Raw genomic sequence first — 25,728 nt, 5'->3', positions numbered from 1 at the left:
CAGCACGACTGGCCCGACTACAGGAGATGATCGACGCATGTGCGCGGCCTGCGGTATCCCGACCCACCTCATCGAGGCCGGCGCCATGCCCGTCACCGATCAGCCGGCGACGACCAGGGCGGCGACGACCAGGGCGGCAAGCCGCAGCCGGACGGCGACCCAGCAGGCGGTGGCGGGGCCCCGCAAGTTCGCCGCCCTGCACAACCGCGACTGCCGGCCGTACCTGTGCGGTGCCGCCCTGGCCATGATGGCCGACAACATCGAGCACGTGATCACGTACTGGGTGCTGTGGCAGAAGTTCCACTCACCCGCCCTGACCGGATTCCAGGTGATCAGCCACTGGGTACCGTTCCTACTGTTCTCCGTGTACTTCGGATCGCTGGCGGACCGGCACGACTGCCGCCGGCTCATCCAGGCGGCGCAGGCGCTGTTCATGGCCGTGTCCGCCGCCTGGGGAATCCTGTTCTTCACCGACTCCCTGCATATGTGGCAGGTCTGCGTCCTGCTCGTGCTGCACGGGTGCGCCGGTTCGCTGTGGGCGCCCGGCGAACAGCTGATGCTGCACGATTTCGTCGGGCGCGAGGATCTGCCCAGCGCGGTCCGGCTCAATGCCACCTTCCGCAGCCTCGGCATCCTGTTCGGCCCGGTCGTCGGCTCGGTGCTGCTGCTGGGCCTGGGAGCCACCGCGGGCATCTTCGCCAACATCGCGTTCTACCTGCCGCTGACGCTGTTCCTGTTCCGCACGAAGTTCACCGGCCACACCCGCGACCACGGCGTCACCCGGCCGCGGATGGGCGTCCTGGACTCGCTGCGCGTGTTCCGTGAGGTGCGCACCAACCACACCATGGTGAGCATGATCGTGCTGGCCGGGCTCGGATCGTTCTTCGTGGGCGCGTCGCTGCAGTCGTCCATGCCGATCTTCGCCCACGACCTCGGAGCGGGCAGCGCGGGTCTCACCTACGGCGTGCTGCTGTTCGCCAACGGTGCCGGGGGCGTGATCGGCGGCATCCTGCTCGAGGCGACCGGACGCATCAAGCCGAACGTGCTGGCCGCGGTGGTCAGCACCGCCGGGTACGGAGTGACGAGCCTGCTCTTCGCCGTCACCACCAGCTACCCACTGGCGGTGCTGATGCTGGTCATCGGGGGCGTGGCCAACCTGGCCGCGATGTCGGTGGGACAGACCGTGGTGCAGCTGCTCGCTCCCGCCGCCAACCGGGGCCGGATCATCGGCCTCTACGGCGTGTCCGCCAGCGGCTTGCGTGCCGGCAGCGGCTTCACCGTCGGGCTGCTCGGAGCCGCGATCGGCGTGCACTGGTCACTCGGGCTCAGCGCCACCGCGCTCTGCCTGGGAACCCTCGCCGCCGGGACGTACGCGTTCCGCGGCAGGGACCGCGTACCCGCCGTGGAGTGAGGCTGGGACAGCGCCCGCCGGCAGCCTCAGCACCGCCGCCGACCGCGGGTTTCCGGCGGCGAAGTAGGCGACGAGCAGGGTGATGTCGCGAATGCCGCATCTGTGCTGCTGGTTCAGTACGATGCCGCCCCCCTTGCACGCACTACTTGGACTCAATACCGTCCCAGCGGGGTTGTCGCGGTCGTGAGTGCGTTCTGGGCGGCCTGCCAAGCGGTGTCGTCCTAGTCCGAGCTGGGTGCGGAGGTAGGCCCAGGTGAGCCACTGGACCCCCCTTCACACACTCTGGGTTGTCGTCGATGGTTTTGGCGGCGTCGTAGCCGGCGATTCCGCCGAGGCCGTGCTCGGCGCCGACCAGGGTGAGCAGCGACTTCAGGCCGGACCGCTCCGGATAGCCGTGCCGTTAAACAGCAAGCGTGAGTGTCGCCTGCCTCGACCCGCTCGCGATGGCCGTGCGCGTCGAGCCGCTGACCACCCGGTGAGCCCGTCCAGGGATCGTCATCCGGGTTCGACTGGACGGTGCGCCCAGAACAGGGCATCTCCGCTGTCACCCTCGGGTACGTACTGCTCGGTCAAGATGCGGAAGTCCGCATCGGTGAGCCAGGAGTGGTACGTGGTCGCGTCGGCGTGGCTCCCCACATCTCGGCGGTCGTGCCGAGCCAGCCTGCCTGGGAACCGGTCCAGGCGTCCGACCCGGCGGTAAGCAGCAGGGTCCCGTCCGGGACCAACCAACCGGCGCCAGATCACGTAACTCGACGACGGGGTGTGGCAGCATCTACCGGACGGACGGGCTGAGCCCGCGCGCGACAGGGCATGATGGCGAGGACCCTGAGATGAGAGGAACGACGCGCCATGACTGCCTCCATACCAGCCCTCGTCGAACCACTCGTCCTTCGCTGGGCCCGGGAATCCGTGGGGCTGAGCCCGCTCGCGGCGGCACGCAAACTGGGTGTCCCGGATGATCGGGTCGATCTGTGGGAGCAGGGACAAGCCCAGCCGACCGTCTCGCAGCTTCGCAAGGCCGCAGCCGTCTACAAGCGCCCACTTGGGGTTTTCTTCCTCGCTCAACCGCCCCAGGACTTCGACGCCATGCGTGACTTCCGCCGCCACGTCGATGCGACCGGTGGTCAGTGGTCACCCGAGCTGCACGGCGAGTACCGGCGAGCCCAATTGCAACGCGAGAACGCACTCGAACTTTTCGAACTCGAGGACGACCAGCCGCCGACGGCGTGGCGGATCGACGACCTGCCGTCAGACGACCCCGAGGCCGCCGGGGCGCTCGCGCGAGCTCGGCTGCTCGCTCACGCCGTCGTCCCGCTGCCCTCGGGAGTCGGCACCTCCTACGACCACCTCAACGCCTGGACCGCGGCATTGGAGGAAGCCGGAGTTCTCGTCCTCGCAACCTCGCGAGGTGGTGTCTCGCCGAGCGAGATGCGCGCCTTCTCGCTCTACTTCGACGAACTCCCGATCATCGTCGCCAACGGCGCTGACGGAGCGCGCGGCCGACTGTTCTCGATGCTGCACGAGTACGCCCATCTCATCCTGCACACCGCGGGCTTGTGCGACACCGTCACCGACGCCCGCGCCACAACCCCGGACCGCGAGCTCGAGGCCCGCTGCAACGCCATCGCCGCCGCCATCCTCATGCCCGCCGGCGACGTCCTCGCCCAACCCCTCGTCGCAGCCCGCGCACACCGACCGGAGGACTGGACCTACGACGACCTGCGCGCCGCCGCAGCCCCGTTCGGGGTGAGTGCCGAGGCGTTCCTGCGCCGACTCGCCACGCTCGGGCGAACAACCCAGACGTTCTACCAACGCCGCCGCGCGGAGTTCCTCGCCGCCTACGAGGCTGACGAGGAGCGAACGAAGGCGAGCGGAGGGAACTGGTACCGCAACACCGCCCGAGACCTGGGCAAGGGATACGTCCGACGGATCGCTGACGCCTACCGCCGGCGTGTGATCGACAGCTACACCGCAGCGTCCTACCTCAATGTGAAGGTCGACCAGATTCCGCGACTGGCCCAGGAAGCGTCGCTGCAGGTGTCGGCACAGCGATGACGTTCTTCTCCTTCGACACCAGCTCCGTTTTGAACGGCCGACGCGACCTACTCCCACCAGTCGTGTTTCGCTCGGTATGGCTGAATGTCGAAGCCGCCATCGCGTCGGGCGACGTGCGGTCGATCGATGTCGTGCGCGATGAACTGTCCAAGCGCGACGACGAGGTCCACGCCTGGGCCAGGACGCAGGGAGTTCTGTTCGTGCCCCTCGATGAGGCAGTCCAACGCGCAACGCGCGAGGTGCTCGCATCCCATCCCAAGCTCATGGGACGCGGCGGCGGTCGCAACGCGGCCGACCCGTTCGTCATCGGCCTCGCCATGGCTCGAGGTGGTGTGGTCGTCACCGAGGAGACAATGAGCGGCAACCTGGCCAACAAGCCGCGGATCCCGGACGTCTGCCAAGCCCTCGGGGTTCCGTGGACCAACCTCGTCGGCTTCCTCCAGCAGCAGGGTTACTCCTACTGAGCTGTGGCCCGACGACATCAGCTACTCGGATCAGGCCTGCGCAGCAGGCCCACCACGTCCCACAGCGTGGCCGCCGGCATGCTCACACATCCAGACGCATTCGTGCCCGTCGTCGGGGGGAACTGCCAGGTCCAAAGTTGCCAAGGAGATTGGCCGCTACGGCACCTTGAAGCTGATCCGCGATATCGACGACCGACTCGGCATACTCACGGCCGAGATCGAAGCCGCCATCGGCGCCGAAATACCAGTCCGCGGCCGCCAACGCACGCTCGGTCTCCTCCCAGCCCGGTCCCAGGTCATTGATCCGCAGCGGCGGCAGATCGTCGAACTTCATCTGCGGCCACCCGAACGTCGCGTGTCGCCCAAGCTGCCGATCCTGGCCATGACGTGGTCGCCGGTCGGGCACACCCAGGATGCAACGCCTTCGACGGGTCGCGCCGAAAGGCCTCGATCATGCTCCGGGCATGCGGGCCAGACCGTCCACACCTCGTCGATCACATGATCGCGAAGGTTTTCTGCGACCTCGCAGGTCGCCTCCGGCGCGCGCAGCGAGTTCATCGCCGGAGTCTGATAGTTACCGTTGAACGACACGATGAGGAGGTCGTCCTCCCGGCGGACATCGATGTTCGGCGAAGCGATCTTCATCGTCGTGCGAATGTCGGCAGCGACGAGGTCGGCCGCCTCGCGGGCCATCGTCAATTCCCGCGCCTGCCAGATCTCTGACAACGCGTCCGCAGGCACCGGGCCGTGCTCCTCGAACACCTCGCGGAAGAACTCCATCGCACCCACGGCCAGCTGGCCTGTGTCGTCGTCGTCGTCCTGAGCGATCGACTCGACCCACTCCTTGAAGTCCTGCGTCATGAATTGATCATCCAGCACGGTCGCCGAGTATTTCCGCTTCACGTGAACGGCATGCCGGTCACCCAGGCGAGCAGCGTCCCGGATGGGATCCCCGACCGGCTCAGCCGATAGTTGCGACGGTGTATGCGCGACGCTGGCCTGGTGAACTCTGGGCGTCGGTGTGCCAGCTGGTGGTTCTGTGGGCTTGCCCGGCGTGGGCAAGACGGCGATCGCACGGCGTGTCGCCGACAGGCTCGCTGCAATGTTCCTGCGAATCGAGACCATCGAGGCGGCAATCGCCTCGGCGCTCGTCCGTTCACGAACAACCCGGTCGGCTACGTGGTCGTCGACTGCGTCGCCGTGGATCAGCTGCGCGCCGGACGACCGGTGGTGGCCGACGCGGTGAACGACGTGACCCCGGCCCGCGTCGAGACCCGCCGCCCGTGGCAGCCGTTTCCCGAGCCGAACGTGATTATCGACAACCTCGGCGACCCGAACGTCCACGCCGCCGCCGTGATCGACTGGTCAGCCCACGCGGGCGCCGGCTCCTCACCGCGCTGACCACTTCGCCGTAACCCGGGGATCGGTCAGCGGCACGTCGCTTTCCGTGCCGGGCAGGTGGGGACGTTCGCGCTGCCGGCCGGCGCGTGCGAACCGCTCGCTGGCCGGTCAGTCGTTCGACAGGGCGGTAGCTGTCTCGGCGGCGCGTAGGGCGATCGGATTTCCGCGCCGATGAGATTGCAAGGTGACTTCGGTGAACTTGATCGCGTGGGCGTCGCCGGTGGCGGCGGCACGGTCGGCGATGTCCTGCGCGGCGAGTCGGGTTGCGCTGTGATCGAACGGGTCGGTTCGCTTCGGTCGGTACATGCTGGCGATGGCGGCGCTGGTGGTCCAGGCGTGCCGGTAGGTCATCGGCCACAGCTCGGGCGGCAGGGCGGGGAGGACGAGTCGGGCCGCGCGTGGGGCGGTTGGCCATGTGCACCAGCATCGTCGGTTCGGCGCGGCCCCAGGCCGCGTAGTGGTGACGGCAGCGTCGACGAGCTGATCCAGGGCGGCCGGTGCCTCGGCGCTGCGCGGCTGGGCCATCCGGGCGGCGGCGATCGGCCACCGACTGCCGACCCAGAGATGCGCCAGCCCGGTCCGGGCGCCGCCGCGGTCCGGGACCGGGGAGTCGATCCAGGCGGTCGCGGGCGTCTCGATGCCGGCCGGACGAGTCCTCGGAAGCGGCGCCCAGCGGGCAGCCCAGTAGCCGAGCGCGTGACCGAGTTCGGTCACCCGCGGCGGCGTCGACGCATCGAGCAGCGCCGCTCAGGCGGCGGCGAGCTCCACGCCGCGGACGGCGCTCAGCCAGCGCTCCAGGGGCAGCGAGCCGGGGCGGCCGGCCGTGATCCCGGCGTGCAGCAAGATGGCGTAGGACGTCCGGGACAGTTCACCCACCTGGGGCCGGGCCCGAAAAGCGTCGCGCTCGTCCTCGCCGAAGTCGGCCGGATCGTTGCCGGTGATCCGGCACCACGCGAGAAAGACCGTGTCCTGAGCTGTCAGCATGATCAGCACCTCCGGTCTCCACGATCGGGGGCGGAGGCGTCCTGGCAGCTACCGCAAGATGACCGCCAGGCGAACGTTCGCGAACGGAATCCGCTAGACCACGGCTCCGTCGTCGTCGGACCCGTCCCGGGGTTCCGGCCGGAGCCGGAATATCAGCATGCCGATACCGAACAGCACCAGGACGACGCCCAGCGGGAACTGCACATCCGAGCCGAGTCCGAGCTGGTAGCCGAAGGCGATCACGATGATCCCGGCCAGAGTGACCAGCGCGGCCACCGCGGTAGGCAGTGCCGGACGGGGAAGCGGCGGGGGCGGCGGCGGCACGTAGTGCTCCACCTCGTCCACGGAGTCCTGCGGTGCGGGTCCCATGGCGTGCACGGCCGGTGACGTCAGCGGGTCGAACAGCGGCCGGTCCTCGTCCTGCATGCCGGCGATGATCGCGGCGAAGGCGGCGTCGGTGTCGATGCCCGCGAGCGGGTCCGGCGGCGGTGGTTCCCGACGGTCGCGGTAGCGGTGCTGGGAGACCTCGATGCCGAGTTCGGTGGCGATCTCGGTCAGCACCTTGCGGGCCTCAGCGATCTGGTCGGCCGCGACGTACAACCGGTCCGCGGTCACCGGGTCGTTGGCCGGCGTCGGCTCGACGTAGGCAGGCACGTCCCGCAGGCCTAGGACGTCGAGCAGGTGATCGGCCAGCCGCGGGTCGACGTCGGCGACGGGCGCGAACGCCTCCGAGTCCAGGCCGTTGTCACGGCGGCCCCGATGCGAGGGCAGCGTCACGTCGTCAGTTCCCGACGCCGGGACGGGCATGCTGCCGGATGAAGTCGAGCGTGCCGGTGAAGATCTGCTCGGCGTCGTTGTCCATGGTCGCGACGTGATAGCTGTTGGTGAGCGCCACCTCGGTCACCGTCGTGCCGGTCGCTCCGGCGTGCAACAGCCTGCCGGAGAGGGCATCGACCACGTGATCCTCGGTGGAGTGGAAGTAGAGGATCGGCGCCCGCACCTCGGGCAGATCCGGCACCACCACCTTCCACAGGTCCTGCAACGAGACCAAGGCCTTCAGGGGAACCCGGTCATAGCCCAGCTCGGCGACGCCCGGCCTCTTGATGTCGCTGGCTATACCCGGACGTGACGGCACCGCCCACGCGAGGTAGCGGGCGAATCGGGCGTCCTTGCGCAGGGTGCCGTACGCCGGATTGACCAGCACCAGGCCGACGATCTTCTCACCCAGATCCTCTGCGAGCTTGGTGACCAGGGTGCCGCCCATCGACAGGCCGCACGCGAAGACCGTGTCGCAGCGCTCGGCGAGCTCGTCGTAGGCACGCCTGATCTCGGCGTACCAGTCGGGCCACCGGGTGTCGTTCAGCTCCTGCCAGCTGGTCCCGTGACCCGGCAGCCGGGGAAGCCGCACGCTGTGCCCTGCGGCGGCCAGGTGCTCGGCCCACGGCCGCATGCTCAGCGGCGCGCCGGTGAACCCGTGGCTGACGACCACGCCGATCCGGCCGGCCGCCCCATCGCCGTCGGAGGCGAAGGGCTGGGCGCCCTCGAGGATTGGCACGCAGGATCTCCTTCTGTGGTCTCAGTCGTCCATCATGCCGTGGTCGGGTGGCTCCTGGCGAGTGCCGGCTCCGGCCGTGCCACCGCGGCGCGCAGGCCGGGCGCCATGATTGTCGCGGCGTCGGGTCAAGGCTAGGGTTTCAGCCACGGAACAGATCCAGCGGAGCAACGTCCATCGTCCCCCGATCAGGCTTGGAGGCCTTTAGGTGCTGTACTGGTTCCTGAAGTTCTTCGGACTCGGCCCGTGGCTGAAGGCCATCTGGCGCCCGTATGTCGAGGGCGCCGAGAACCTGCCCCAGACCGGCGGCGCGATCCTCGCCAGCAACCACCTCTCCTTCTGCGACTCGTTCTTCATGCCGCTGATGGTGCGGCGCCGGGTCACCTTTCTGGCCAAGGCGGAGTACTTCACCACGCCGGGGCTCAAAGGGATGCTGTCGCGGGCGTTCTTCTCGGGTATCGGCCAGGTTCCGATCGATCGGGACGACGCCGATGCCGCCAAGGGCGCGCTGACCGCCGGGGTGCGGATCCTGCGCAGGGGCGACCTGCTCGGCATCTATCCCGAGGGCACCCGGTCCCCGGACGGCCGGCTGTACAAGGGGAAGACCGGTGTGGCGCGGATGGCGCTCGAGGCCGGCGTGCCGGTCGTCCCGGTCGTGATGATCGACACCGAGAAGACCATGCCGACCGGTCGCAAGCTTCCGCACCTGCGTCCCCGGCCGGGCATCCGGTTCGGAAAGCCGCTGGACTTCTCCCGCTACGAGGGCCTGGCCGGTGACCGGTTCGTGGAACGGTCGATGACGGATGAGGTCATGTACGAGCTGATGCAGCTGTCGGGCCAGGAGTACCTCGACGTGTACGCGTCGAAGATGAAGCTGCTGCTCGGAGCCAACCGCGGCTTCGGTGCCAGGCAGGGCATCGGCCACGCGGACGCTGTCGGCGCGACCCGGGACGACCGCGTTCCGGTCGAGCGCGCGGGCTGAAGCGGGCGCTGGCGGAGTGCGGTATTTCTACGACTGCGAGTTCATCGAGGACGGCACCACCATCTCCCTGGTGTCCATCGGCTTCGTCGACGAGAACGGCCGGGAGTTCTACGCGGTGTCGACCGAGTTCGACCCGACCCGGGCCATCGACTGGGTGAAGCGGCACGTGCTCAACCAGCTGCCCTCGCCGGCCGACCCGGCCTGGCGCTCGCGGGCGCGGATTCGTGACGACCTGCTGGAGTACCTGCTGGCGCCCGGTGAGCCGATCGAGCTGTGGGCCTGGATGGCCAGTTACGACCACGTCGCGCTCGCCCAGCTCTGGGGTGACATGCGCGCGTTGCCGCGCCAGATTCCGCGCTTCACCCACGAGCTGCGCCAGCTCTGGGAGTTCTCCGGGTCGCCGCCGCTGCCCGCCGCCGGCTCGGACGCCCACGACGCGGTGGCCGACGCCCGGCACAACCTCGCCCGGTGGCGGGTGATCACCCAGACCTCGGCCGTCGGCTGACCGGGAGCCTCGCTAAGCTGCCGCTCGACAACGCCGTCAACTGGTTCGTCCTCTTTGTGTTTTCCTCGAAAGGACTGCGTTCATGCGTATCGGTGTACTGACCGGCGGCGGGGACTGCCCGGGCCTCAATGCGGTCATCCGGGCTGTCGTGCGTAAGGGGGTCGGCGTCTACGGCTACGAGTTCGTCGGCTTCCGCGACGGCTGGAAGGGACCCCTGGAGGGGATGACCCAGGAGCTCGGCATCGCCGAAGTACGCGGCATCCTGCCCCGTGGCGGAACCATCCTGGGATCCTCGCGCACCAACCCGTTCAAGATCGACGGCGGCGTCGACCGCATCCGCGAGAACCTGCACTCCCTCGGCGTGGACGCCCTCGTCGCCATCGGCGGCGAGGACACCCTGGGCGTGGCGACGAAGCTGCACGAGCTCGGCGTCAACGTGGTGGGCGTGCCGAAGACCATCGACAACGACCTCAACGCCACGGACTACACGTTCGGCTTCGACACCGCGGTCAACATCGCGATGGAGGCCATCGACCGGCTGCACACCACTGCCGAGTCCCACCACCGCGCGCTGATCGTCGAGGTGATGGGACGGCACGCGGGCTGGATCGCGCTGCATGCCGGGCTTGCCGGCGGTGCCAACGTGATCCTGATCCCTGAGCAGCGCTTCTCGATCGAGCGGGTTTGTGCTTACGTAGAAAGCCGATTCGAGTCCCACTACGCCCCGATCATCGTCATCGCAGAGGGCGCCATGCCGCTGGAGGGCGAGATGTCGACCCTCGACAAGGGCGTGGACGCCTTCGGGCACGCCCGGCTCGGCGGCATCGGTGACTGGCTGGCATCAGAGATCGAGCACCGCACCGGCAAGGAGGCGCGAACCACGGTGCTCGGGCACATCCAGCGCGGCGGCACGCCGACCGCCTTCGACCGGGTGCTGGCGACCCGGTTCGGCCTGCACGCCATCGACGCGGTGAACGCCGGCGACTTCGGCAAGATGGTGGCGCTGCGCAGTACCGACATCGTCACGGTGCCGCTGGCGGATGCGACCACGGTGCTCAAGACCGTCCCGCCGGAGTTCTACAGCGAGGCGGAGGTCTTCTTCGGCTGATCGTCGCGGGCGGTGGCGGTGCTCACCGCACGCGCCACCGCCCGTGCGGGCGTTCGGCCGACGCCGGGGCGCCGGTAGGATCGGCCCCGTGACCGCGACGCTTGACAGTCCTTCTGATTCGGCCGACCTGAACCTGGACGCTTGGCGGACGTTGACGGCGGCGCAGCAGCCGAACTGGCCGGACCCTCAGGTGTTGCGCGAGGTCGCCTCGACGCTGGCGCAGCTGCCGCCGCTGGTCGTGGCCACCGAGGTCGACGCGTTGACGGCGCGGCTGGCGCAGGTGGCCAGAGGAGAGGCGTTCCTGCTGCAGGGCGGTGACTGTGCCGAGACCTTTCTGACCTCGACGCAGGCCGACATTGCCGGCAAGGTTCGGGTGCTGCTGCAGATGGCCGTCGTCCTGACCTACGGCGCGTCGATGCCGGTGGTGAAGGTCGGCCGGATGGCGGGCCAGTACGCCAAGCCCCGCTCGACCGAGCTGGACGCCTTCGGCCTGCCGTCCTACCGCGGTGACATGGTCAACGAGCTCCACGGTGACGCCGCCGCCCGGACGCCCGACCCGCGCCGGATCCTGAAGGCCTACTCCACGGCCGCGTCGACGCTGAACCTACTGCGTGCCTACGCCGGGGGAGGTCTGGCGTCGCTGGAGAAGGTGCACGCCTGGAACACCGCGTTCGCCCGCAGCACCGAGACAGGTGCGCGCTACGAGCAGCTCGCCGCCGAGATCGACCGCGCCGTACGGTTCATGCGCGCCTGCGGCGTCAACGACACCGTCCTGGAGGGCGTCGAGCTCTACGTCAGCCACGAGGCACTGATCCTGGAGTACGAGCGGGGCCTCACCCGGTTGGAGAACGACCGGGCTTATGACCTGTCCGGCCACTTCGTATGGGTCGGCGAGCGAACCCGGCAGATGGACGGCGCGCATCTGGACTTCGTGTCCCGGATCGCCAACCCCATCGGTGTGAAGCTCGGGCCGACCACCACGCCGGAGTTCGCCGCGGAACTCGTCGAGCGGCTGGACCCGGACGGCATTCCCGGCCGGCTCACGCTGATCAGCCGGATGAGTAACTTCCGGGTGCGCGACGCCCTGCCGGCGATCGTCGAGAAGGTGCGCTCGACCGGCCACCTGGTCGTGTGGCAGTGCGACCCGATGCACGGCAACACCCAAGAGACCTCCGACGGGGTGAAGACCCGGCACCTGGACCGAATCATCGACGAGGTGGACGGCTTCTTCGACGTGCACGCGGAGCTGGGCACGCACCCGGGCGGCCTGCACGTCGAGCTCACCGGTGAGGACGTCACCGAGTGTATCGGCGGCACCGCCGACCTGACGGCCGCCGACCTCGGCCGGCGTTACGAGACGGCCTGTGACCCCAGGCTGAACATCGAGCAATCACTGGAACTGGCGTTCCGGGTGGCCGAGCGGCTGGTGGCCGACCGTCGCCGCCGCGAGCAGGCCGACCCGCGGTAGCCCTCTCCCTCGAGAAACGGATTCCCAGCATGAGCGTTCTTGACCTTCGCAGCGACACCGTCACCCGGCCGTCTCAGGCGATGCGGACCGCGATGGCCGAGGCCGAGGTCGGTGACGACGTCTACGGCGACGACCCCACCGTCAACGCCCTCGAGCGCGAGGTGGCCGAGCTGCTCGGCTACGAGGCGGGGCTGTTCACCCCGTCCGGTTCGATGGCGAACCAGCTGGGCCTGCGGCTGCTGGTGAAGCCGGGCGAGGAGCTGGTCTGTGACCGGGCCGCGCACGTCGTACGGGCCGAGCTGGGTGCGGCGGCGGTGTTCTCGGGCATCACCACCCGGACGTGGGACGCCCCGGCCGGCCTGCTCGACCCGGCCGACGTCGAGGCGATCATCACCCCCAACGCCGGGCCGCACCTGGTGTCCACCACGGCCATCGCCATCGAGAACACCCACAACTTCGGTGGCGGAACGGTTCAGCCGCTCGAGGCGGTGCGCGCGGTGCAGCAGCTGGCCCGCGAGCACGGCATCGGCCTGCACCTGGACGGCGCCCGGCTGTGGAACGCCTCCGTCGCCTCCGGTGTGGCGCTGAACGAGCTGGCGGCAGGCTTCGACACGGTGTCGGTGTGCCTGTCCAAGGGGCTCGGCGCGCCGGTCGGCTCGGTGCTGGTCTCCTCGGCCGAGCGGATCGCGGCGGCCCGGATGTGGCGCAAGCGCTACGGCGGTGGCATGCGCCAGGTCGGCATTCTGGCCGCGGCGGGCAGCTTCGCCCTGCAGAACAACCTCAAGCGGCTCGCCGAGGACCATGACCGCGCCCAGCGGCTGGCAGCGGCGTTGGGGCTGGACCCGTCCCGGACGCCGACGAACATCGTGGTCGTCACGGTCGACAACGCCCGCGCGATCGCCGTGGCGGCGGCCGAGCAGGGCTTGCTGGTGTCAGCGCTCGGCCCGACGTTCCTGCGGATGGTCACCCACCTCGACGTGGACGACGACGGCATCGACCGGGCGATCGAGATCCTGCGGCCGCTCGTTCGCGGCTGAGGCCCGCTGGGTGTTGCACCCACCACCGCAGCAAGGCCTCACCCGCGCCGATCAGCGCGTGGGACGCCGCGGCCGCGTCATCGGTGTCGGTGAACACCTGGGACATGGCGTGGTTGATGATCGCGAGCTTACCGAGCGGTAAGAGAAGGGTCGCCATATCACTCACCGAGATCCACGATCCCGTGCTGTTCGCCGTCCCGGTTTTCGTGGTGTTCCTTGCGCTCGAGATCATCGCGATCCACGTCCTGCACCACGACCAGTTCAGCCTCGGTGAGCAGACCGACGCGGTGCGCGGTTACAGCACGGCCGACACTCGGACCAGCCTGCTGATGGGCGTCGGCTACTCGGTGGTCAACCTGTTCTGGCGGCTGGTCGTACTGGTGGTCTACGCCGCGCTGTACGAGCTGACGCCGCTGCGGCTGAGCCCGCACGCCTGGTGGACCTGGGGAATCGTGTTCTTCGCCGATGACCTGGCCTATTACGGCTTTCACCGCGCCTCGCACCGGATCCGGTTCTTCTGGGCGGGCCACATCGTGCACCACTCGTCGACGCACTACAACTTCTCCACGGCGCTGCGGCAGAAGTGGACACCGATGCTGACGCTGCCGTTCTGGATGCCGCTGGCGCTGATCGGGATTCCGCCCTGGGTCATCTTCACCGCGATGGCGTGGAGCCTGACGTACCAGTTCTTCCTGCACACCGAGAAGATCGCGACGATGCCGGGCTGGTTCGAGGCGGTGTTCAACACCCCGTCGCACCACCGGGTGCACCACGGTAGTGACGCCGACTACCTCGACGTCAACTACGCCGGCATCCTGATCATCTGGGACCGGCTGTTCGGCAGCTTCGTGCCCGAGACGCACCGGCCGACGTACGGGCTGACCAAGAACATCGACACCGCCAACCCGTTCAAGGTCGCGTTCGGGGAGTTCGTGAACATCGGCCGGGACGTGCGCCGCGCCCCGGGCGTGCGGGCGAAGCTCGGGCACGTCTTCGGCCCACCCGGCTGGCAGCCACGACTGGCGGCGCTCGATCCGGCGCAGCCCGGCCTCGCCGAGCTGACGCCCGTGCGCGGAGCTGAACGTCCCGGCTTATCGAGTTCAGCCGGCTCGGTGCGCGGCGGACGTCCGGCCCAGCAGCGCCGGCAGGGTGGCCACCACCTTCGCCAGCTCGTCCAGCGACTCGCCCGTCAACGCCTGGGCACCGTCGACCAGGGCAACCTCCGGGTGCGGGTGCACGTCGACCATGACCCCGTCGGCACCCGCCGCTATCCCGGCCCGGGCCAGCGGCACCACGAGATCGCGGCGCCCGGCGGCATGGGACGGGTCGACGATGATCGGCAGGTGCGACATGCGCTGCATCATCGGCACCGCGGACACGTCGAACATGTTGCGGATGGACGGCTCGTAGCTGCGGATACCCCGCTCGCACAGCACGATGTCGAGGTTGCCGCGCTGGGCCACGTACTCCGCCGCCATCAGCCATTCCTCGTAGGTCGCCGACAATCCGCGCTTGATCATCACCGGCTTGCCGATGCTGCCGACGGCCTGGAGCAGGCCGAAGTTCTGCATATTGCGGGTGCCGATCTGCAGCATGTCGGCGTACTCGGCGACGTCGTCGATGTCCTTGACGTCGAGTACCTCGGTGACCACCGGCAATCCGGTGACCTCGCGTACTTCGGCCAGGATGCGGAGGCCATCCAGGGCCAGACCCTGAAAGGCGTACGGCGAGCTGCGCGGCTTGTAGGCCCCGCCCCGCAGCAGCGTGGCACCGGCGCGCTTGGCCAGTTGGGCCGATTCCAGAGTCTGCTCCGGCGTCTCGACAGCGCACGGACCGGCGATCAGCGTGAAGGTGTCCGGTCCGATCGGCACGCCGCCGACCCGAATGGTGGTGCGCTTGGTGTGGTTGTCCGCCGATACCAGCTTGTACGGCGCGGTGATCCGCTTCGTATCGGCCACGCCGGGCAGCCCGGACGCGTCGATCGACTCCAGCACGGCCTCGGAACCGACCACCCCGATGATCGTCCTAGTGACGCCCCGGCTGACGAAGGCCTGGCCCTCGTGGGTGTTCACATGCGCCACCACGGCGTCGATGTCGGACTCGGTCGCGGACGGGGTCATCACGATCACCATGGCATCAGCCTATAGATGTGGGATTGCGGGGCAGCTGGGCGCTGGGCAGCGGTTGCTCGGTAGGTCGTCCAGCCCGCCGGCCGGGCGCTCAGAAGATGGTGAGCGTGACCGTCGAGCCGAGCGGCACCTCGTTGCCCGACCTGGGGGACACCGACCAGACCTCGTGGAAGATCACCGCGTCCGCCAGCTTCTTGGTCGCCACCTTCAGACCGGCGGCTTCGAGCGCCGACGTCGCCTCGTCCACCGACTCACCGATGTGGATCTTCGGAATGGCAACGACCGGCGGCCCCTTCGAGACGACGAGCGTCACCACGCTGAACTTCGGAGCTGAGCCGTCGCCGGCCGGGTTCTGCCGGATCACCGAGCCCTGCGGCACCGAGGTGGAGAAGTCCTGGGTCACCTCGACCTTGAAGCCCGCCTCCGACAGCGTCGCGCTGGCATCGCCCTGGCCCCGGCCCGCGACATCGGGAACGGTGAGTACGGGCGGGCCGGTGGAGACGTACACGGTGACGACGGAATCCCGTCTCACCTTCGCCGCAGTGGAGGGGGCGGTGCGCAGTACCCGGCCAGAGGCCACCTTGCCGGTGCCGTCGGAGGTGTTGCTGCGCTTGAGCCGCACCGGTATGCCGCTGAACGCCTGCTCGGCCTGGTCGAACGGCTTGCCCGTGACGTCGGGCACCAGGAACCGCTCGGCGCCCTTGGACAGCACCAGCTCCACGCTCTTGCCGCCGAGCAGGTGCGCGCCCGCGTCCGGATGGGTCCCGAGGACGGTGCCGGCCGGCGCGGTCTCGGAGAACTCCAGCCCGATGTCCGGGCTCACCGCGAACCCAGCGGTCTGCAGCTGGGCGGTGGCGATGGCCTTGCTCTGCCCGTCCACGTGCGGCACCTGGTGGTAGCGCCCGACGGCGAGGTACCAGGCGCCGTAGCCGGTCAGCAGGCCGAGCACCAGGATCAGCACGACGAGGATGGTCGCCCGCCGGCGGGCCTTGCGGCGGCGGCTGGCCGGGCGCGATGGCGTGACCGGCTGGCCGTGCTGTTGACCGGCGAACTGCTGGGGCGCTGCCTGCTGACCACCGTACTGCTGGGCCGACGGCTGCAGCCCCGGTTGCCGGTTCGGCGAGCGCGGTGGCTGCCAGCCGGGTGGTGGGGCATCGACGTCCTGGACGGCGGTGTGCTGGAACTCCTCCGCACCGCCGGGCGAATAGGTGGGCGCGGTGGTGGCGTTCGGACCCGGCCGGCCGGTAACGCGCCGGATCTGCTGGGTCTCCGCGGCGCTGGCACCCGACCGGGGGCTCGGCGGCACTGCCACGACCGGCAGCCCGAGGTCGATCCGGGCGTCGTGCAGCTCGGCCAGGAACGCGCCGGCATCCAGCGGCCGGCCGGACGGTTCACGGCTGGTCGCCCGCAGCACCACCTCGTCGAGCTGGCGCGGTATGCCCGGGCGACGGCTGGACGGCGGCGGCACGTCGGAGTTCACATGCTGGTACGCGACCGCCATCGCGCTGTCGCCGACGTACGGGGCGGAGCCGGTGAGCAGCTCGAACAGCACGACGCCCGCGGCGTACACGTCCGAGCGCGCGTCGGCGGACCCGCGTGCGATCTGCTCCGGGGGGCAGTACGCGACGGTGCCCATCATGAGGCCGGTGCGGGTACTGCTGGCATCGGCCTCGATGGCACGGGCGAGGCCGAAGTCCGCGACCTTCACGACCCCGTCGTCGGACAGCAGGATGTTCTCCGGCTTGACGTCGCGGTGCACCAGGCCGGCCCGGTGCGCCGCGGCCAGGGCGCCGAGCACCGGCTCGAGGATGGACACCGCCTCGGCGGGGGTCAGCACGCCCCGCTCGCGGAGCAGGTCCCGCAGCGTCCGGCCGCGGACCAGTTCCATGACCAGGAAGACGTGCCCGGCGTCGGCGCCCTGGTCGTACACGGCCACGGCATTGAGATGTGACAGCCGGGCCGCGACCCGGGCCTCGCGGGCGAAGCGGTCGGCGAAGGCGGGGTCGGTGGACAGCGCGGCCGACATGACCTTGACCGCCACCGGGCGGTCAAGGCGCTCATCCACCGCGCTGTAGACGGTCGACATGCCACCGCGGGCAAGACGCTCCAGCACCCGGTAGCGACCTTCTAGAACACGGCCGACGATCCGATCTCCAGCGGCCGTTTGCACGCCGCCGATTCTAGGTCGCTCCGGTAGCCCGCGTTGTCCGGCGCACCGCGCACCGGAGCGCCAGTAGGGTTGGCTCATGCTCGGCGCTTCGAACTCCCGCCCGCGGATCGAGTTCATCGCCGACGACGAGCATCCCGGCGGAACCATGCTGGTGATGGACGACGTCCGGCAGTCCTATGTCGACATCAACGACCCCAGCTACCTCGACTTCGAGTACGTCCAGTACTTCGCGAGCGTGCTCACCACCCTGCCCGACGGCCCGCTGGCGGTGACCCACATCGGCGGCGGGGGCCTGACCATGCCGCGCTACCTGCAGGTGAGCCGGCCCGGCTCTCCACAGATCGTGCTGGAGCCGGACGAGGAGCTGACCGTGCTGGTCCGCGAGCGGCTGCCGCTGCCGCGTAACCACCGTATCCGGGTCCGACCGGTGGACGGGCGCACCGGGATCGCCCAGCTCGGCGAGGCCAGTGCCGACCTGGTGATCCTGGACGCCTACGCCGACGGGCGGGTTCCGGCGGCGCTCACCACTTCTGAGTTCTTCGCCGAGGTGTCCCGGGTGCTCAAGGGCGACGGGGTGCTGCTGGCGAACCTCGTGGACGATCCGGGGCTGGCCTACATCCGGCGCGTGATCGCCGGGCTGCGGGCCGTCTTCGGCGAGGTGCTGCTCGTCGGGGCGTCCGACGTCCTCAGGGGCCGCCGGTTCGGCAATGTCGTGCTCGCAGCGTCGGCCAAGCCCTTCGACGTCGACGAGCTGCGCCGCCAGATAGCCCGGCAGCCGTTTCCGGCCGGCGTGCGCGACGGCGTCCAGCTGGCCGCGCAGTTCGGCACCGGCCAGCCGTGGACGGACGCTGACTCCGCGCAATCGCCGGAGCCTGCCCGGGATGGCTGGCGGATCAGGTGACCGAGTTCGGGCATGGCAGGCTGGATGTCATGCCTGACACCACCGAACCCGTTCTCGACCTGATTTCGTTGCCCGAGTCGGCGGAGCTGCTCGCCGTCCCGATCACCAGGGTTCACCAGCTCATCAAGGACGGCCAGCTCGTCGTCACGCTGGACGACAAGGGACGCCGCAAGCTGCCGCGCATCTTCGTGGCCGGCGGCACGGTGCTGAAGGGGCTGCCCGGTGTGATCACCCTGCTCCGCGACGGCGGCTACAACGACGCTGAGGTGGTGGATTGGCTGCTGCGCGCCGACGACACCCTGCCTGGTACGCCGGCGCAGGCGCTCGCCGAGAACCGTGGCACCGAAGTGAAGCGCCGCGCCCAGGCCGCCGCGTTCTGACGCCGGCCGAACCGTTGACGCTCGGTTACGCGGCCCGGACGAAGCGCGCCCCGAGCGAAGCGGCCCTGAGCCCGTGCGGCACCTGACCTATCTCGCGGTACTGGCCGGCTGCCTGCTCGGCACCGCTCCGCTGGAGCTGGTGCTCAGGACGCGGGTGTACACACGCTGGCGGCGGCTGGTGCTGGCCCTCGTCCCTGGCTTCCTGCTCGGCGCGGCCTGGGACGTGTACGCGGTGGGCCGCCACCAGTGGAGCTTCGACTGGAGCTACCTGGCAGGCGTGCGACTGGGTGGATTGCCGTTGGAGGAGCTGCTGTTCTTCGTCGTCGTACCGGTCTGCGCGGTCCTCACGCTCGAGGCGGTCCGCCGCTGCCGCCCGAACTGGCTGATCGGCGACGAGCCGTCCGCGCCACCAGATCGTCCATGACCTACACCGAACTGGTGCTCGTGGCAGTGGCCGCGGCGGTGGTCTGCGACGAGCTGGTGCTGCGGACCAGGCTGCTTCGGCGGCGGGCGTTCTGGGCGGCGTACGTGATCCTGTTCTGCTTTCAGCTGCTGGTCAACGGGGTGCTGACCGGGCTGCGCATCGTGCGGTACGAGCCGTCGACGATCATCGGGGTCCGGCTGGCGTACGCACCCATCGAGGACCTGGGTTTCGGCTTCGCCCTGATCCTGCTGACCCTCTCATGCTGGGTAGCGCTGGGGCGCCGATCCAACTAGCGCTGGGGCGCCGATCCGACTAGCGCTGGGGCGCCGATCCAACTAGCGCTGGGGTGCGCGCTGCACCACCGGCCCCAGCAGCGCGCGGGCGGCAAGCGCGGCCGCGAGTACCGCCGGCAGGTAGGCAGCGGCCTCGAGGCTCGAGCCCATCGGACGGGTCAGCAGGGTCAACGAGATGGAGGCGATCGCGATCCAGGCCACGTGCTTGGGTGCCACCAGGAACACGGCCCCGATGGTGAGCGCCCAGGTGAAGTACCACGGCTGGACGGCCGGACCCAGCACCACGACGCTGACCAGCGCCAGCGCCAGCAGCGGAATGGCCGCCCCGCGGCGGGCCCGGAACCAGAGCGCGATCAGCAGCACGCCGCTGACCACCGAGCCGGCATCGCGGAAGTGCCGGACGGTCGCGTCCACCATCGTGCCGGCGTGCGCAGCCCCGATCGACGCGCGGTAGCCCACCGCCAGGATGGTGGGAATCGACATGAAGTTGATCACCGGAGCGCCGGAGCTGACCTGTTTCGTCCAGCCCAGCCCCACCCCGGCGATCAGGGAGACCAGTGCGAAGACCGGAACGCCGACCGCCACCGTGGCGGCGCAGTGCCGGACCCAGTCACGAGGGCGCAGACCGGCGCGGCCGGTCAGGTAGACCGGTACCACGAAGGCCACCGCGACGAGGCCCGGTGACTTGACCGCGGCGGACAGCGTCATCAGGGCGACGCCGGCCACCAGATGGCGCCAGTTCGCGCCCGGACGGGTGACCACCACCAGGCCGCACACGATCAGCGCCACCATCACGGCGTCGTTGTGTCCGCCGCCGACCGCGTGCACCAGTGTCAGCGGGTTGGCGACCGCGAGCCACAGAGCCAGGTCAGCCCGCTTTCCGCAGTGCCGGGCAAGGGTGGGCAGCAGCCGGGCGGTGAGAACGACTGCGCCGAAGGGCAGCAGGCGCAGCAGCAGGACGCTGATCAGGGCGTGGTCGCCGGTGAGCGTGGCCACCCACTTGGAGATGGCCACCCAGAGCGGGCCGTACGGCGAGGGAGTGTCGACCCACTTCCAGGCGACGTTGTCCAGGAACTTGCCCAGGTCCACGGTGGGCAGGTCGGCGGGCGTGGTGGTGTACGGATCGAGGCCGTGCCGCGCCAGTTGTGCCTGGGCCGCGTAGCTGTAGAGGTCCGAACTGGCCAGCGGCATCCCGAACAGCAGCGGAACCATCCAGGTGATCAGCATCCTGCGCAGCAGCGACGGGGCGACCACCTCGGCGCCGATCTCGGTGTCGCCGTGGGTGGAGCCGGTCAGCAACAGCCGGCCGAGCACCAGCCAGGCGGTCACCAGCACCACCAGGCCGACGTAGTACAGCGCCAGCGCGGCGTGCAGCCCGGGCAGGCCCGCACGCAGCAGGCCGATGACGGGCAGGTGCCGGGTCGGGTCGTTGGCGGGCAGCGCGCCGGCTCCGAAGCTGCCGAGCGCGATCAGCACGGTGCCGAGCAGGCCGGCGTGGCTGATCCGCCGGACGTCCCAGCCGTCGACCGACCGGGCCAGCCACCGCAGCGACGCGTGCGCCTGCGGCGCCTGTCTCGCGTTGTGCTGCAGTCCGGCGGTCATTGCTCCATCGTGGCAGACGGGTGCGACAGGATAACCGGTTGACGCGCGAGCGCTCCTGCGGAACACCGCCGGAAAGACCGGCGGAGAGCCGCCGGAAAGACCGCTAGAAAGACCGGTGTGCGGCGGCCTGCGCCAGTCCGAGCAGTGCGCGAGCCGCGTCGGGAAGCACCAGGGTTTCGCTGTCGATCGCGGTAGCGGCGGCGGCCGCCCGGTCGGCGATCCGGCGCTCCACCCGATCGCGTGCCCCGGTGTCGACCAGGACCTCGCGCAGCCGCCGCACGCCGTCCGCGGTCAGCTCGGGATCGCCCACCCCGGCATCGACCACCCGCAGCTGCGCGGGGTCGGCCAGCTCGGCGGCAAGCGCCACCAGCAGCGTTCGTTTTCCCTCCCGCAGATCGTCACCGGCCGGCTTTCCGGTCAGGTCCGGATCCCCGAATACCCCGAGCAGATCGTCGCGCAGCTGGAATGCCTCGCCCAGGGCCTGGCCGTAGCTCGACAGCGAACCCAGCAGCCGCTCGGCGCCGCCGGCAGCGGTCGCCCCGATCAGCAGTGGACGCTCGACGGTGTACTTGCTCGTCTTGAAGGCGATGACGCGCAGCGCCTCGTCCGGGTCGAAGGCTCCTCGACTCTGTGCCAGCACGTCCAGGAACTGGCCCGCGACCACTTCGGTTCGCATCAGGTCGAAGTGGTTGCCGGCGGCGCCGGCGCGGTCGGCGCCCAGACCCGCGATCGCGTCCCGGAACATCTCTTCCGACCACGACAGCAGCAGGTCGCCCAACAGGATCGCGGCCGCGTCACCGAAGCCCTCCGCAGGCCCGGGCCAGCCGTGGTCCCGGTGCTGGCCGGCGAAGCGGACGTGGGCTGCGGGCTGGCCGCGCCGGGTGTCGGAGGAATCCAGCACGTCATCGTGGACCAGGGCGCAGGCCTGTAGCAGCTCCAGGCCGGCGGCGGCGCGGATCAGCTGCTCCTCGCCGAGCGCCCCGTCTGGCTGGACGCTGCGCCAGCCCCAGTACGCGAAGGTGGGCCGTAGCCGCTTGCCACCGCTCAGAACCGCCTGCCGCGCGGCGTCGGCAAGCATCGCCAGGTCGGAGTGCACGCCGGTCAGCACGGCGCGGTGCCGGTCCAGGAACCGGGACAGCTCGCGTTCGACGGACTCGATCAGAAGGGCGGAACGCACTGAGGGGTCCAGACGCGCTTCCACGAACGCGGACATTACGCTTACGCCATGGCGCGCACCGTGAGGGACTGCTTCGCAGCGGGCAAGACCACTTTCTCGTTCGAGTTCTTCCCACCCAAGACGCCTGAGGACGACCGGCTGCTCTGGACGACCATCCGCGAGCTCGAGTCACTGCGCCCCGACTTCGTCTCGGTGACGTACGGAGCGGGCGGTGCCACCCGCGACCACACCATCGAGATCACCGAGCACATCGCCAGCGACACCACCCTGCTGCCGGTGGCGCACCTGACGGCGGTGGGGCACTCGATCGGCGAACTCCGCTCGATCATCGGCCGGCTAGCCGACGCCGGCATCTCCAACGTCCTCGCGCTGCGGGGTGACCCGCCCGGCGACCCGATGGGGGAGTGGACGGCGCACGCCCAGGGCTTGCACTATGCCGGGGACCTGGTCGAGTTGATCCGCTCGCACGGTGACTTCACGGTCGGTGTGGCGGCGTTTCCGTACAAGCACCCACGCTCGGCGTCGATCGAGGAGGACACCGCCCGGTTCGTCGAGAAGTGCCGCCGTGGCGCCGATTACGCGATCACGCAGATGTTCTTCGATCCGGACGCCTACCTTCGGCTCCGCGATCGGGTGGCGGCCGCCGGCTGCGACGCCCCGATCATCGCCGGCCTGATGCCGGTGACGAACATGGGGATCATCCAGCGGTCCGAGCAGTTCACCGGGGCGGCATTCCCGGCCGCGCTCGGCGCGCGGTTCGCGGCCATCGCGGAGGACCCCAGGGCCGTCCGGAAGCTGGGGATCGAAGAGACCTCCAAGCTCGCGCAGCGGCTGCTGGACGAGGGGACGCCGGGCATCCACTTCTACACACTCAACCGCTCCAAGGCCACCCGCGAGGTATGGGGCAACCTGATGTCCCAGCCGCTGGTGAGCAGCTAGCTGGTCGGACCAGCGCTCGGTGCGGGCGCGAAGGGCAGCGTCGCGCCGAGGACGCCGAACGGCCGGTGGTCCCCGGGGAACATGTGCTTGCGGGCCAGATCGACGAACCCCAGCCGGCAGTAGAGCCGCCACGCCCGGTTCTCGCCTTCCGGAGTCGAGAGCACCATCGTCTGATGCCTGAGTCCGGTGGCCAGTGACCGCAGCACCTGCTCGCCCAGGCCCCGGCCCTGCGCGCTCGGCAGCACGTGCAGCTCAGAGAGCTCGAAGGCGTTGTGCAACCACTCGTCGGCGTTGCCGCCGATGGCCCGGTGGACCAGGTCGTGCCACCACTGTCCCGGCAGGCTGGTGTAGCCGTAGCCGAACGCCAGCATGGTGCCGTCGCCGTCCAGCGCGGCCCGACACCGGAACGAGTCGAGGGAGGCGTGCCGCAGCAGGTGCACGCCCCGCTGGCTGCCGCTGGACGGGGCATAGTCCATCGCGGCGACGTAGATCGCCATGGCCTCGTCCAGCCGGGCACGGACCTGGCTCGGGGCAACGTCGACAACTGTCACCGCGTGCGCGGGGAGGCCCGGCTCGGTCGCGTCGTCCATGCCTTGCAGATTAGGCGACAGCGGCGATCGGCGTGCACGCCAGGGCGCTTGGCGGCGGCGGCGAGGCTGACCGGGTGGGAGCCACGGGCGAAGTGGCTGCCGTACGGTGGCCGGGTGCGGATCAGGGCGGTGCTGCTGGTTCCGCTGTCGTCGCGATGATCGGTCGGCCAGCACTGCTGGTCGGAGCGGCCGTACTGGCCGGTCCGGCCGTGCTCGGTGACCCGCTCGCCGCCGCGGCGACGTCCTCGGTGGCGTTCCGCTTCGCCGATCCGCGCATCGACGAGGCAAGCGGGCTGGCCGTGGGCGTCCGGTCGCCGGGCGTGGTCTACGTGCAGAACGACAGTGGTGACAGCGCCCGGTTCTTCGCCGTGGACGCCAGCACCGGCCGCACTGTGGCGGTCTGCCAGGTTCCGGATGCCCGCAACGTGGACTGGGAGGATCTTGCGACCGGCCCGGACGCCCGCCGCGTGCCGTCGGTCTGGCTAGGCGACATCGGGAACAACGACGAGTCCAGGACGAGCATCACGGTGTATCGGGTGGACGAGCCAGCAGTCGGCAGCGGGTCGGGCGCCAGTGGCTCGGGCGGCGATCTCGCAACCGGCCGACCGGACGTCTGGCGGCTGCGCTACCCGGACGGCCCGCACAATGCCGAGGCGCTCTTCGTCGACCCGCTCAGCCACCGGGTATATCTCGTCACCAAGTCGCTGTTCGGCCGGAGCGAGGTGTTCGAACTGCCTGCCGCACCAAGTGGTCCGGGAGCGGCAACTCAGGCGCTCAGCAGGGTGGGATCCATTGACTTCGAGTTCACCGGGACGACGGGCGGTCCCAACCTGGTCGGTCAGCTCACGGCGACGGGGGCCTCGATGTCCGCCGACGGCAGCCGGCTGGTCGTGCGCACCTACACCGATGCCTACCTGTGGCCAGTTCGGGGTTCCGACGTGCCGGGGGCTCTGGCAGGTAAGCCGACCCGGATGCCGCTGCCCGAGCAGCCCTTGGGCGAGGGCATCGCCTTCGGTGGCCGGGGCTTGCTGATCGACACCGAGGGCGCGGGCGCGCCGGTCTACACCGTTGCGCTGCCGGCAGTGACGGAGCTGCCGGCGGTGACGAAGCAGCCACCGGCTGCCAGCAGTTCGGCGGCAGCACGGCCAACGCCCGGTGCCACTACTTCGCAGCCGGGGCCGGTATCCGCCGGCCACAACGGGGACAGGTCTCTCGGCTGGGCACTCGCGAGCTGCGCGGTCGTCGGTGCGGCTCTGGCCGGGTGGGTCATGCGTCGGATGTCCAAGCGCCACTGACTCAGGTGTGCAGGCCGCACTCGGTCTTGTCGAGGCCGGCCCAGCGTCCCGCTCTGGCATCCTCGCCAGGAAGCAGCCGGCGGGTGCACGGACCGCAGCCGATGGAGCCGTAGCCATCGGACAGCAGCGGGTTCACCAGAATGCCGTTCTCGGCGATGTAGGCGTCCACCTGCTCGTCGGTCCAGGTAGCGATGGGATTGAGTTTCACCATATTGCGCTTGGCGTCCCACTCGACGACGCGTGCCCCGGCACGGGTGGGGGAGTCCGCGCGACGGACACCCGATGCCCAGGCCCGGTACGGAGCCAGCGCCCGCTCCAGCGGCTCGACCTTGCGCATGGCGCAGCAGGCGCCGGGATCCCGGTCATGCAGCTTGGGGCCGAACTCGGCGTCCTGCTGGGCGACGGTCCTCAGCGGCAGCATTGTCCGGACGTTCACCGGAAGCACGGCCGAGACCGCGTCCCGCATGCCGATCGTCTCGGCGAAGTGGTAGCCGGTATCGAGAAAAACCACGTCGACGCCCGGCATCGCCCGCGAGGCGAGATGCGGCAACACCGCGTCGGCCATGGACGAGGTCACGCACCACTCGGTTCCGAACTGCTGCCGCGCCCACTCGAGAATCTCCAGCGCGGAGGCGTCCTCGAGCTCGTCGCCGGCACGTTCGGCCAAAGCCTGCAGGCTGGTCAGGTCAGTTCCGAGGCTCATCGGTGCTCCCTGTCTGTGGCTCAGTGGTCCAGTCCGCGGCGATGCCCACGTACTTGAGGGCGAACACCCTTTGACAGGCGCCACATCGCCACTGGCCATGCGTTTCACCGAAGGGGCGAAGATCCTCGTCGGCGCAGTACGGACAATGGAACGGCGCG

28 protein-coding genes and 2 pseudogenes are annotated in these 25,728 nt (G+C 69.8%); 17 read left to right on the top strand and 13 right to left on the bottom strand.

Going from position 1 to position 25,728, the window contains the following annotated elements; all coding sequences use genetic code 11:
• Positions 1 to 37 precede the first annotated feature (37 nt).
• Positions 38 to 1,411 (top strand): MFS transporter, encoded by a 1,374-nt coding sequence (locus RM423_RS08115; protein ID WP_311422514.1) that lies wholly within the window; start codon positions 38 to 40, stop codon positions 1,409 to 1,411.
• 152 nt (positions 1,412 to 1,563) lie between these two features.
• Here the strand turns inward: RM423_RS08115 and RM423_RS25495 are convergent.
• Positions 1,564 to 1,787 (bottom strand): annotated as a pseudogene (locus RM423_RS25495) (chlorophyllase); the annotation flags it as partial.
• Positions 1,788 to 2,260: 473 nt separating this feature from the next.
• On the opposite strand from RM423_RS25495, the gene RM423_RS08110 reads away from it, so the two are divergent.
• Together RM423_RS08110 and RM423_RS08105 are read left to right on the top strand one after the other, a co-directional pair.
• Positions 2,261 to 3,466 carry an XRE family transcriptional regulator gene (locus tag RM423_RS08110; protein ID WP_311422513.1) on the top strand — a complete coding sequence of 402 codons (1,206 nt, stop codon included), beginning with the start codon at positions 2,261 to 2,263 and terminating at the stop codon, positions 3,464 to 3,466.
• The gene (locus RM423_RS08105) at positions 3,463 to 3,930 is read left to right on the top strand and encodes a DUF4411 family protein (protein ID WP_311422512.1); all 468 of its coding nucleotides are present in this window, start codon (positions 3,463 to 3,465) and stop codon (positions 3,928 to 3,930) included. The genes RM423_RS08110 and RM423_RS08105 overlap by 4 nt, the downstream gene beginning before the upstream one ends.
• Positions 3,931 to 4,012: 82 nt before the next feature.
• Here RM423_RS08105 and RM423_RS08100 read toward each other — a convergent pair whose 3' ends face one another.
• Positions 4,013 to 4,264, bottom strand: a complete 252-nt coding sequence (locus tag RM423_RS08100) for a hypothetical protein (protein WP_311422511.1) — start codon at positions 4,262 to 4,264, stop codon at positions 4,013 to 4,015.
• Entirely contained in the window at positions 4,261 to 5,055 is a 795-nt protein-coding gene (locus tag RM423_RS08095) for a hypothetical protein (protein WP_311422510.1), read from the bottom strand. Before RM423_RS08095 ends, RM423_RS08100 begins: the two co-directional genes overlap by 4 nt.
• Here RM423_RS08095 and RM423_RS25490 point away from each other — a divergent pair.
• Together RM423_RS25490 and RM423_RS08090 are read left to right on the top strand one after the other, a co-directional pair.
• On the top strand, positions 4,952 to 5,176 hold the full coding sequence (locus RM423_RS25490) for an AAA family ATPase (RefSeq protein WP_396327644.1): 225 nt from the start codon (positions 4,952 to 4,954) through the stop codon (positions 5,174 to 5,176). The two genes, RM423_RS08095 and RM423_RS25490, sit on opposite strands and share 104 nt — an antisense overlap.
• Positions 5,110 to 5,331, top strand: coding sequence for a hypothetical protein (locus RM423_RS08090; protein ID WP_311422509.1), 222 nt, complete (start codon positions 5,110 to 5,112; stop codon positions 5,329 to 5,331). The genes RM423_RS25490 and RM423_RS08090 overlap by 67 nt, the downstream gene beginning before the upstream one ends.
• A gap of 108 nt (positions 5,332 to 5,439) precedes the next feature.
• On the opposite strand, the gene RM423_RS08085 is transcribed toward RM423_RS08090, so the two are convergent.
• From RM423_RS08085 to RM423_RS08070, 4 genes are all read right to left on the bottom strand, one after another.
• Positions 5,440 to 6,045 (bottom strand): hypothetical protein, encoded by a 606-nt coding sequence (locus RM423_RS08085; RefSeq protein ID WP_311422508.1) that lies wholly within the window; start codon positions 6,043 to 6,045, stop codon positions 5,440 to 5,442.
• 33 nt (positions 6,046 to 6,078) lie between these two features.
• Positions 6,079 to 6,315, bottom strand: a complete 237-nt coding sequence (locus RM423_RS08080) for a hypothetical protein (protein ID WP_311422507.1) — start codon at positions 6,313 to 6,315, stop codon at positions 6,079 to 6,081.
• A gap of 93 nt (positions 6,316 to 6,408) precedes the next feature.
• Positions 6,409 to 7,122 carry a hypothetical protein gene (locus RM423_RS08075; protein WP_311422506.1) on the bottom strand — a complete coding sequence of 238 codons (714 nt, stop codon included), beginning with the start codon at positions 7,120 to 7,122 and terminating at the stop codon, positions 6,409 to 6,411.
• Entirely contained in the window at positions 7,097 to 7,870 is a 774-nt protein-coding gene (locus tag RM423_RS08070; protein WP_311422505.1) for an alpha/beta hydrolase, read from the bottom strand. The genes RM423_RS08075 and RM423_RS08070 overlap by 26 nt, the downstream gene beginning before the upstream one ends.
• A gap of 205 nt (positions 7,871 to 8,075) precedes the next feature.
• Here RM423_RS08070 and RM423_RS08065 point away from each other — a divergent pair, with 205 nt between their 5' ends.
• The 6 genes and pseudogenes from RM423_RS08065 to RM423_RS25485 form a co-directional block, all read left to right on the top strand.
• On the top strand, positions 8,076 to 8,849 hold the full coding sequence (locus tag RM423_RS08065; protein ID WP_311422504.1) for a lysophospholipid acyltransferase family protein: 774 nt from the start codon (positions 8,076 to 8,078) through the stop codon (positions 8,847 to 8,849).
• Between the two features lie 16 nt (positions 8,850 to 8,865).
• Entirely contained in the window at positions 8,866 to 9,354 is a 489-nt protein-coding gene (locus RM423_RS08060) for a polyadenylate-specific 3'-exoribonuclease AS (RefSeq protein WP_311422503.1), read from the top strand.
• Positions 9,355 to 9,436: 82 nt separating this feature from the next.
• Entirely contained in the window at positions 9,437 to 10,462 is a 1,026-nt protein-coding gene (locus tag RM423_RS08055) for a 6-phosphofructokinase (protein WP_311422502.1), read from the top strand.
• Positions 10,463 to 10,550: 88 nt separating this feature from the next.
• The gene (locus RM423_RS08050; RefSeq protein ID WP_311422501.1) at positions 10,551 to 11,930 is read left to right on the top strand and encodes a class II 3-deoxy-7-phosphoheptulonate synthase; all 1,380 of its coding nucleotides are present in this window, start codon (positions 10,551 to 10,553) and stop codon (positions 11,928 to 11,930) included.
• A 29-nt stretch (positions 11,931 to 11,959) separates the two neighbouring features.
• Positions 11,960 to 12,967: a threonine aldolase family protein gene (locus tag RM423_RS08045; protein ID WP_311422500.1), complete on the top strand. Its 1,008-nt coding sequence runs from the start codon at positions 11,960 to 11,962 to the stop codon at positions 12,965 to 12,967.
• Positions 12,968 to 13,083: 116 nt separating this feature from the next.
• Positions 13,084 to 13,983 (top strand): annotated as a pseudogene (locus RM423_RS25485) (sterol desaturase family protein); the annotation flags it as partial.
• Positions 13,984 to 14,067: 84 nt separating this feature from the next.
• Here RM423_RS25485 and aroF read toward each other — a convergent pair.
• Both aroF and pknB read right to left on the bottom strand, forming a co-directional pair.
• The gene (aroF, locus tag RM423_RS08035) at positions 14,068 to 15,099 is read right to left on the bottom strand and encodes a 3-deoxy-7-phosphoheptulonate synthase (RefSeq protein ID WP_311422498.1); all 1,032 of its coding nucleotides are present in this window, start codon (positions 15,097 to 15,099) and stop codon (positions 14,068 to 14,070) included.
• Positions 15,100 to 15,187: 88 nt separating this feature from the next.
• A complete protein-coding gene (gene pknB, locus RM423_RS08030) occupies positions 15,188 to 17,266 on the bottom strand; it encodes a Stk1 family PASTA domain-containing Ser/Thr kinase (protein ID WP_311422497.1) in 2,079 nt (692 codons plus the stop codon).
• Positions 17,267 to 17,342: 76 nt separating this feature from the next.
• On the opposite strand from pknB, the gene RM423_RS08025 reads away from it, so the two are divergent.
• The 4 genes from RM423_RS08025 to RM423_RS08010 all read left to right on the top strand — a co-directional run bounded on the left by RM423_RS08025 (position 17,343) and on the right by RM423_RS08010 (position 19,264).
• Complete coding sequence (locus RM423_RS08025) at positions 17,343 to 18,167, top strand: spermidine synthase (RefSeq protein ID WP_311422496.1); 825 nt, start codon at positions 17,343 to 17,345, stop codon at positions 18,165 to 18,167.
• A 29-nt stretch (positions 18,168 to 18,196) separates the two neighbouring features.
• Positions 18,197 to 18,547 (top strand): Rv2175c family DNA-binding protein, encoded by a 351-nt coding sequence (locus RM423_RS08020; protein ID WP_311422495.1) that lies wholly within the window; start codon positions 18,197 to 18,199, stop codon positions 18,545 to 18,547.
• Between the two features lie 73 nt (positions 18,548 to 18,620).
• Positions 18,621 to 18,971 carry a lycopene cyclase domain-containing protein gene (locus RM423_RS08015; RefSeq protein ID WP_311422494.1) on the top strand — a complete coding sequence of 117 codons (351 nt, stop codon included), beginning with the start codon at positions 18,621 to 18,623 and terminating at the stop codon, positions 18,969 to 18,971.
• The gene (locus RM423_RS08010) at positions 18,968 to 19,264 is read left to right on the top strand and encodes a lycopene cyclase domain-containing protein (RefSeq protein ID WP_311422493.1); all 297 of its coding nucleotides are present in this window, start codon (positions 18,968 to 18,970) and stop codon (positions 19,262 to 19,264) included. The genes RM423_RS08015 and RM423_RS08010 overlap by 4 nt, the downstream gene beginning before the upstream one ends.
• Positions 19,265 to 19,306: 42 nt before the next feature.
• Here RM423_RS08010 and mptB read toward each other — a convergent pair whose 3' ends face one another.
• Entirely contained in the window at positions 19,307 to 20,866 is a 1,560-nt protein-coding gene (gene mptB / locus RM423_RS08005) for a polyprenol phosphomannose-dependent alpha 1,6 mannosyltransferase MptB (RefSeq protein ID WP_311422492.1), read from the bottom strand.
• 103 nt (positions 20,867 to 20,969) lie between these two features.
• Positions 20,970 to 22,043 carry a polyprenyl synthetase family protein gene (locus RM423_RS08000; protein WP_311422491.1) on the bottom strand — a complete coding sequence of 358 codons (1,074 nt, stop codon included), beginning with the start codon at positions 22,041 to 22,043 and terminating at the stop codon, positions 20,970 to 20,972.
• Between the two features lie 48 nt (positions 22,044 to 22,091).
• Between RM423_RS08000 and metF the strand changes: the two genes are divergently transcribed.
• Positions 22,092 to 22,982 carry a methylenetetrahydrofolate reductase [NAD(P)H] gene (gene metF, locus RM423_RS07995; protein ID WP_311422490.1) on the top strand — a complete coding sequence of 297 codons (891 nt, stop codon included), beginning with the start codon at positions 22,092 to 22,094 and terminating at the stop codon, positions 22,980 to 22,982.
• On the opposite strand, the gene RM423_RS07990 is transcribed toward metF, so the two are convergent.
• On the bottom strand, positions 22,979 to 23,572 hold the full coding sequence (locus RM423_RS07990) for a GNAT family N-acetyltransferase (protein ID WP_311422489.1): 594 nt from the start codon (positions 23,570 to 23,572) through the stop codon (positions 22,979 to 22,981). The genes metF and RM423_RS07990 overlap by 4 nt on opposite strands.
• A 74-nt stretch (positions 23,573 to 23,646) precedes the next feature.
• Here RM423_RS07990 and RM423_RS07985 point away from each other — a divergent pair, with 74 nt between their 5' ends.
• Positions 23,647 to 24,867, top strand: coding sequence for a hypothetical protein (locus tag RM423_RS07985; RefSeq protein ID WP_311422488.1), 1,221 nt, complete (start codon positions 23,647 to 23,649; stop codon positions 24,865 to 24,867).
• Between the two features lies 1 nt (position 24,868).
• Here RM423_RS07985 and RM423_RS07980 read toward each other — a convergent pair whose 3' ends face one another.
• Entirely contained in the window at positions 24,869 to 25,570 is a 702-nt protein-coding gene (locus RM423_RS07980; RefSeq protein ID WP_311422487.1) for a phosphoadenylyl-sulfate reductase, read from the bottom strand.
• Between the last annotated feature and the right edge of the window lie 158 nt (positions 25,571 to 25,728).

The sequence above is a fragment of the Jatrophihabitans lederbergiae genome (assembly GCF_031845305.1).
Taxonomy (GTDB): Bacteria; Actinomycetota; Actinomycetes; order Mycobacteriales; family Jatrophihabitantaceae; genus Jatrophihabitans_A; species Jatrophihabitans_A lederbergiae.
Note: the sequence above shows the minus strand (reverse complement) of the source record. Positions and strands in the feature narration are given on the sequence as shown.

Coding starts and splice junctions, on each gene's coding strand:
- RM423_RS08115 (WP_311422514.1), top strand. CDS start 38: ATGTGCGCGGCCTGCGGTATCCCGACCCACCTCATCGAGGCCGGCGCC.
- RM423_RS08110 (WP_311422513.1), top strand. CDS start 2,261: ATGACTGCCTCCATACCAGCCCTCGTCGAACCACTCGTCCTTCGCTGG.
- RM423_RS08105 (WP_311422512.1), top strand. CDS start 3,463: ATGACGTTCTTCTCCTTCGACACCAGCTCCGTTTTGAACGGCCGACGC.
- RM423_RS08100 (WP_311422511.1), bottom strand. CDS start 4,264: ATGAAGTTCGACGATCTGCCGCCGCTGCGGATCAATGACCTGGGACCG.
- RM423_RS08095 (WP_311422510.1), bottom strand. CDS start 5,055: ATGGTCTCGATTCGCAGGAACATTGCAGCGAGCCTGTCGGCGACACGC.
- RM423_RS08080 (WP_311422507.1), bottom strand. CDS start 6,315: ATGCTGACAGCTCAGGACACGGTCTTTCTCGCGTGGTGCCGGATCACC.
- RM423_RS08075 (WP_311422506.1), bottom strand. CDS start 7,122: ATGCCCGTCCCGGCGTCGGGAACTGACGACGTGACGCTGCCCTCGCAT.
- RM423_RS08055 (WP_311422502.1), top strand. CDS start 9,437: ATGCGTATCGGTGTACTGACCGGCGGCGGGGACTGCCCGGGCCTCAAT.
- RM423_RS08045 (WP_311422500.1), top strand. CDS start 11,960: ATGAGCGTTCTTGACCTTCGCAGCGACACCGTCACCCGGCCGTCTCAG.
- aroF (WP_311422498.1), bottom strand. CDS start 15,099: ATGGTGATCGTGATGACCCCGTCCGCGACCGAGTCCGACATCGACGCC.
- RM423_RS08025 (WP_311422496.1), top strand. CDS start 17,343: ATGCTCGGCGCTTCGAACTCCCGCCCGCGGATCGAGTTCATCGCCGAC.
- RM423_RS08020 (WP_311422495.1), top strand. CDS start 18,197: ATGCCTGACACCACCGAACCCGTTCTCGACCTGATTTCGTTGCCCGAG.
- RM423_RS08010 (WP_311422493.1), top strand. CDS start 18,968: ATGACCTACACCGAACTGGTGCTCGTGGCAGTGGCCGCGGCGGTGGTC.
- mptB (WP_311422492.1), bottom strand. CDS start 20,866: ATGACCGCCGGACTGCAGCACAACGCGAGACAGGCGCCGCAGGCGCAC.
- metF (WP_311422490.1), top strand. CDS start 22,092: ATGGCGCGCACCGTGAGGGACTGCTTCGCAGCGGGCAAGACCACTTTC.
- RM423_RS07990 (WP_311422489.1), bottom strand. CDS start 23,572: ATGGACGACGCGACCGAGCCGGGCCTCCCCGCGCACGCGGTGACAGTT.
- RM423_RS07980 (WP_311422487.1), bottom strand. CDS start 25,570: ATGAGCCTCGGAACTGACCTGACCAGCCTGCAGGCTTTGGCCGAACGT.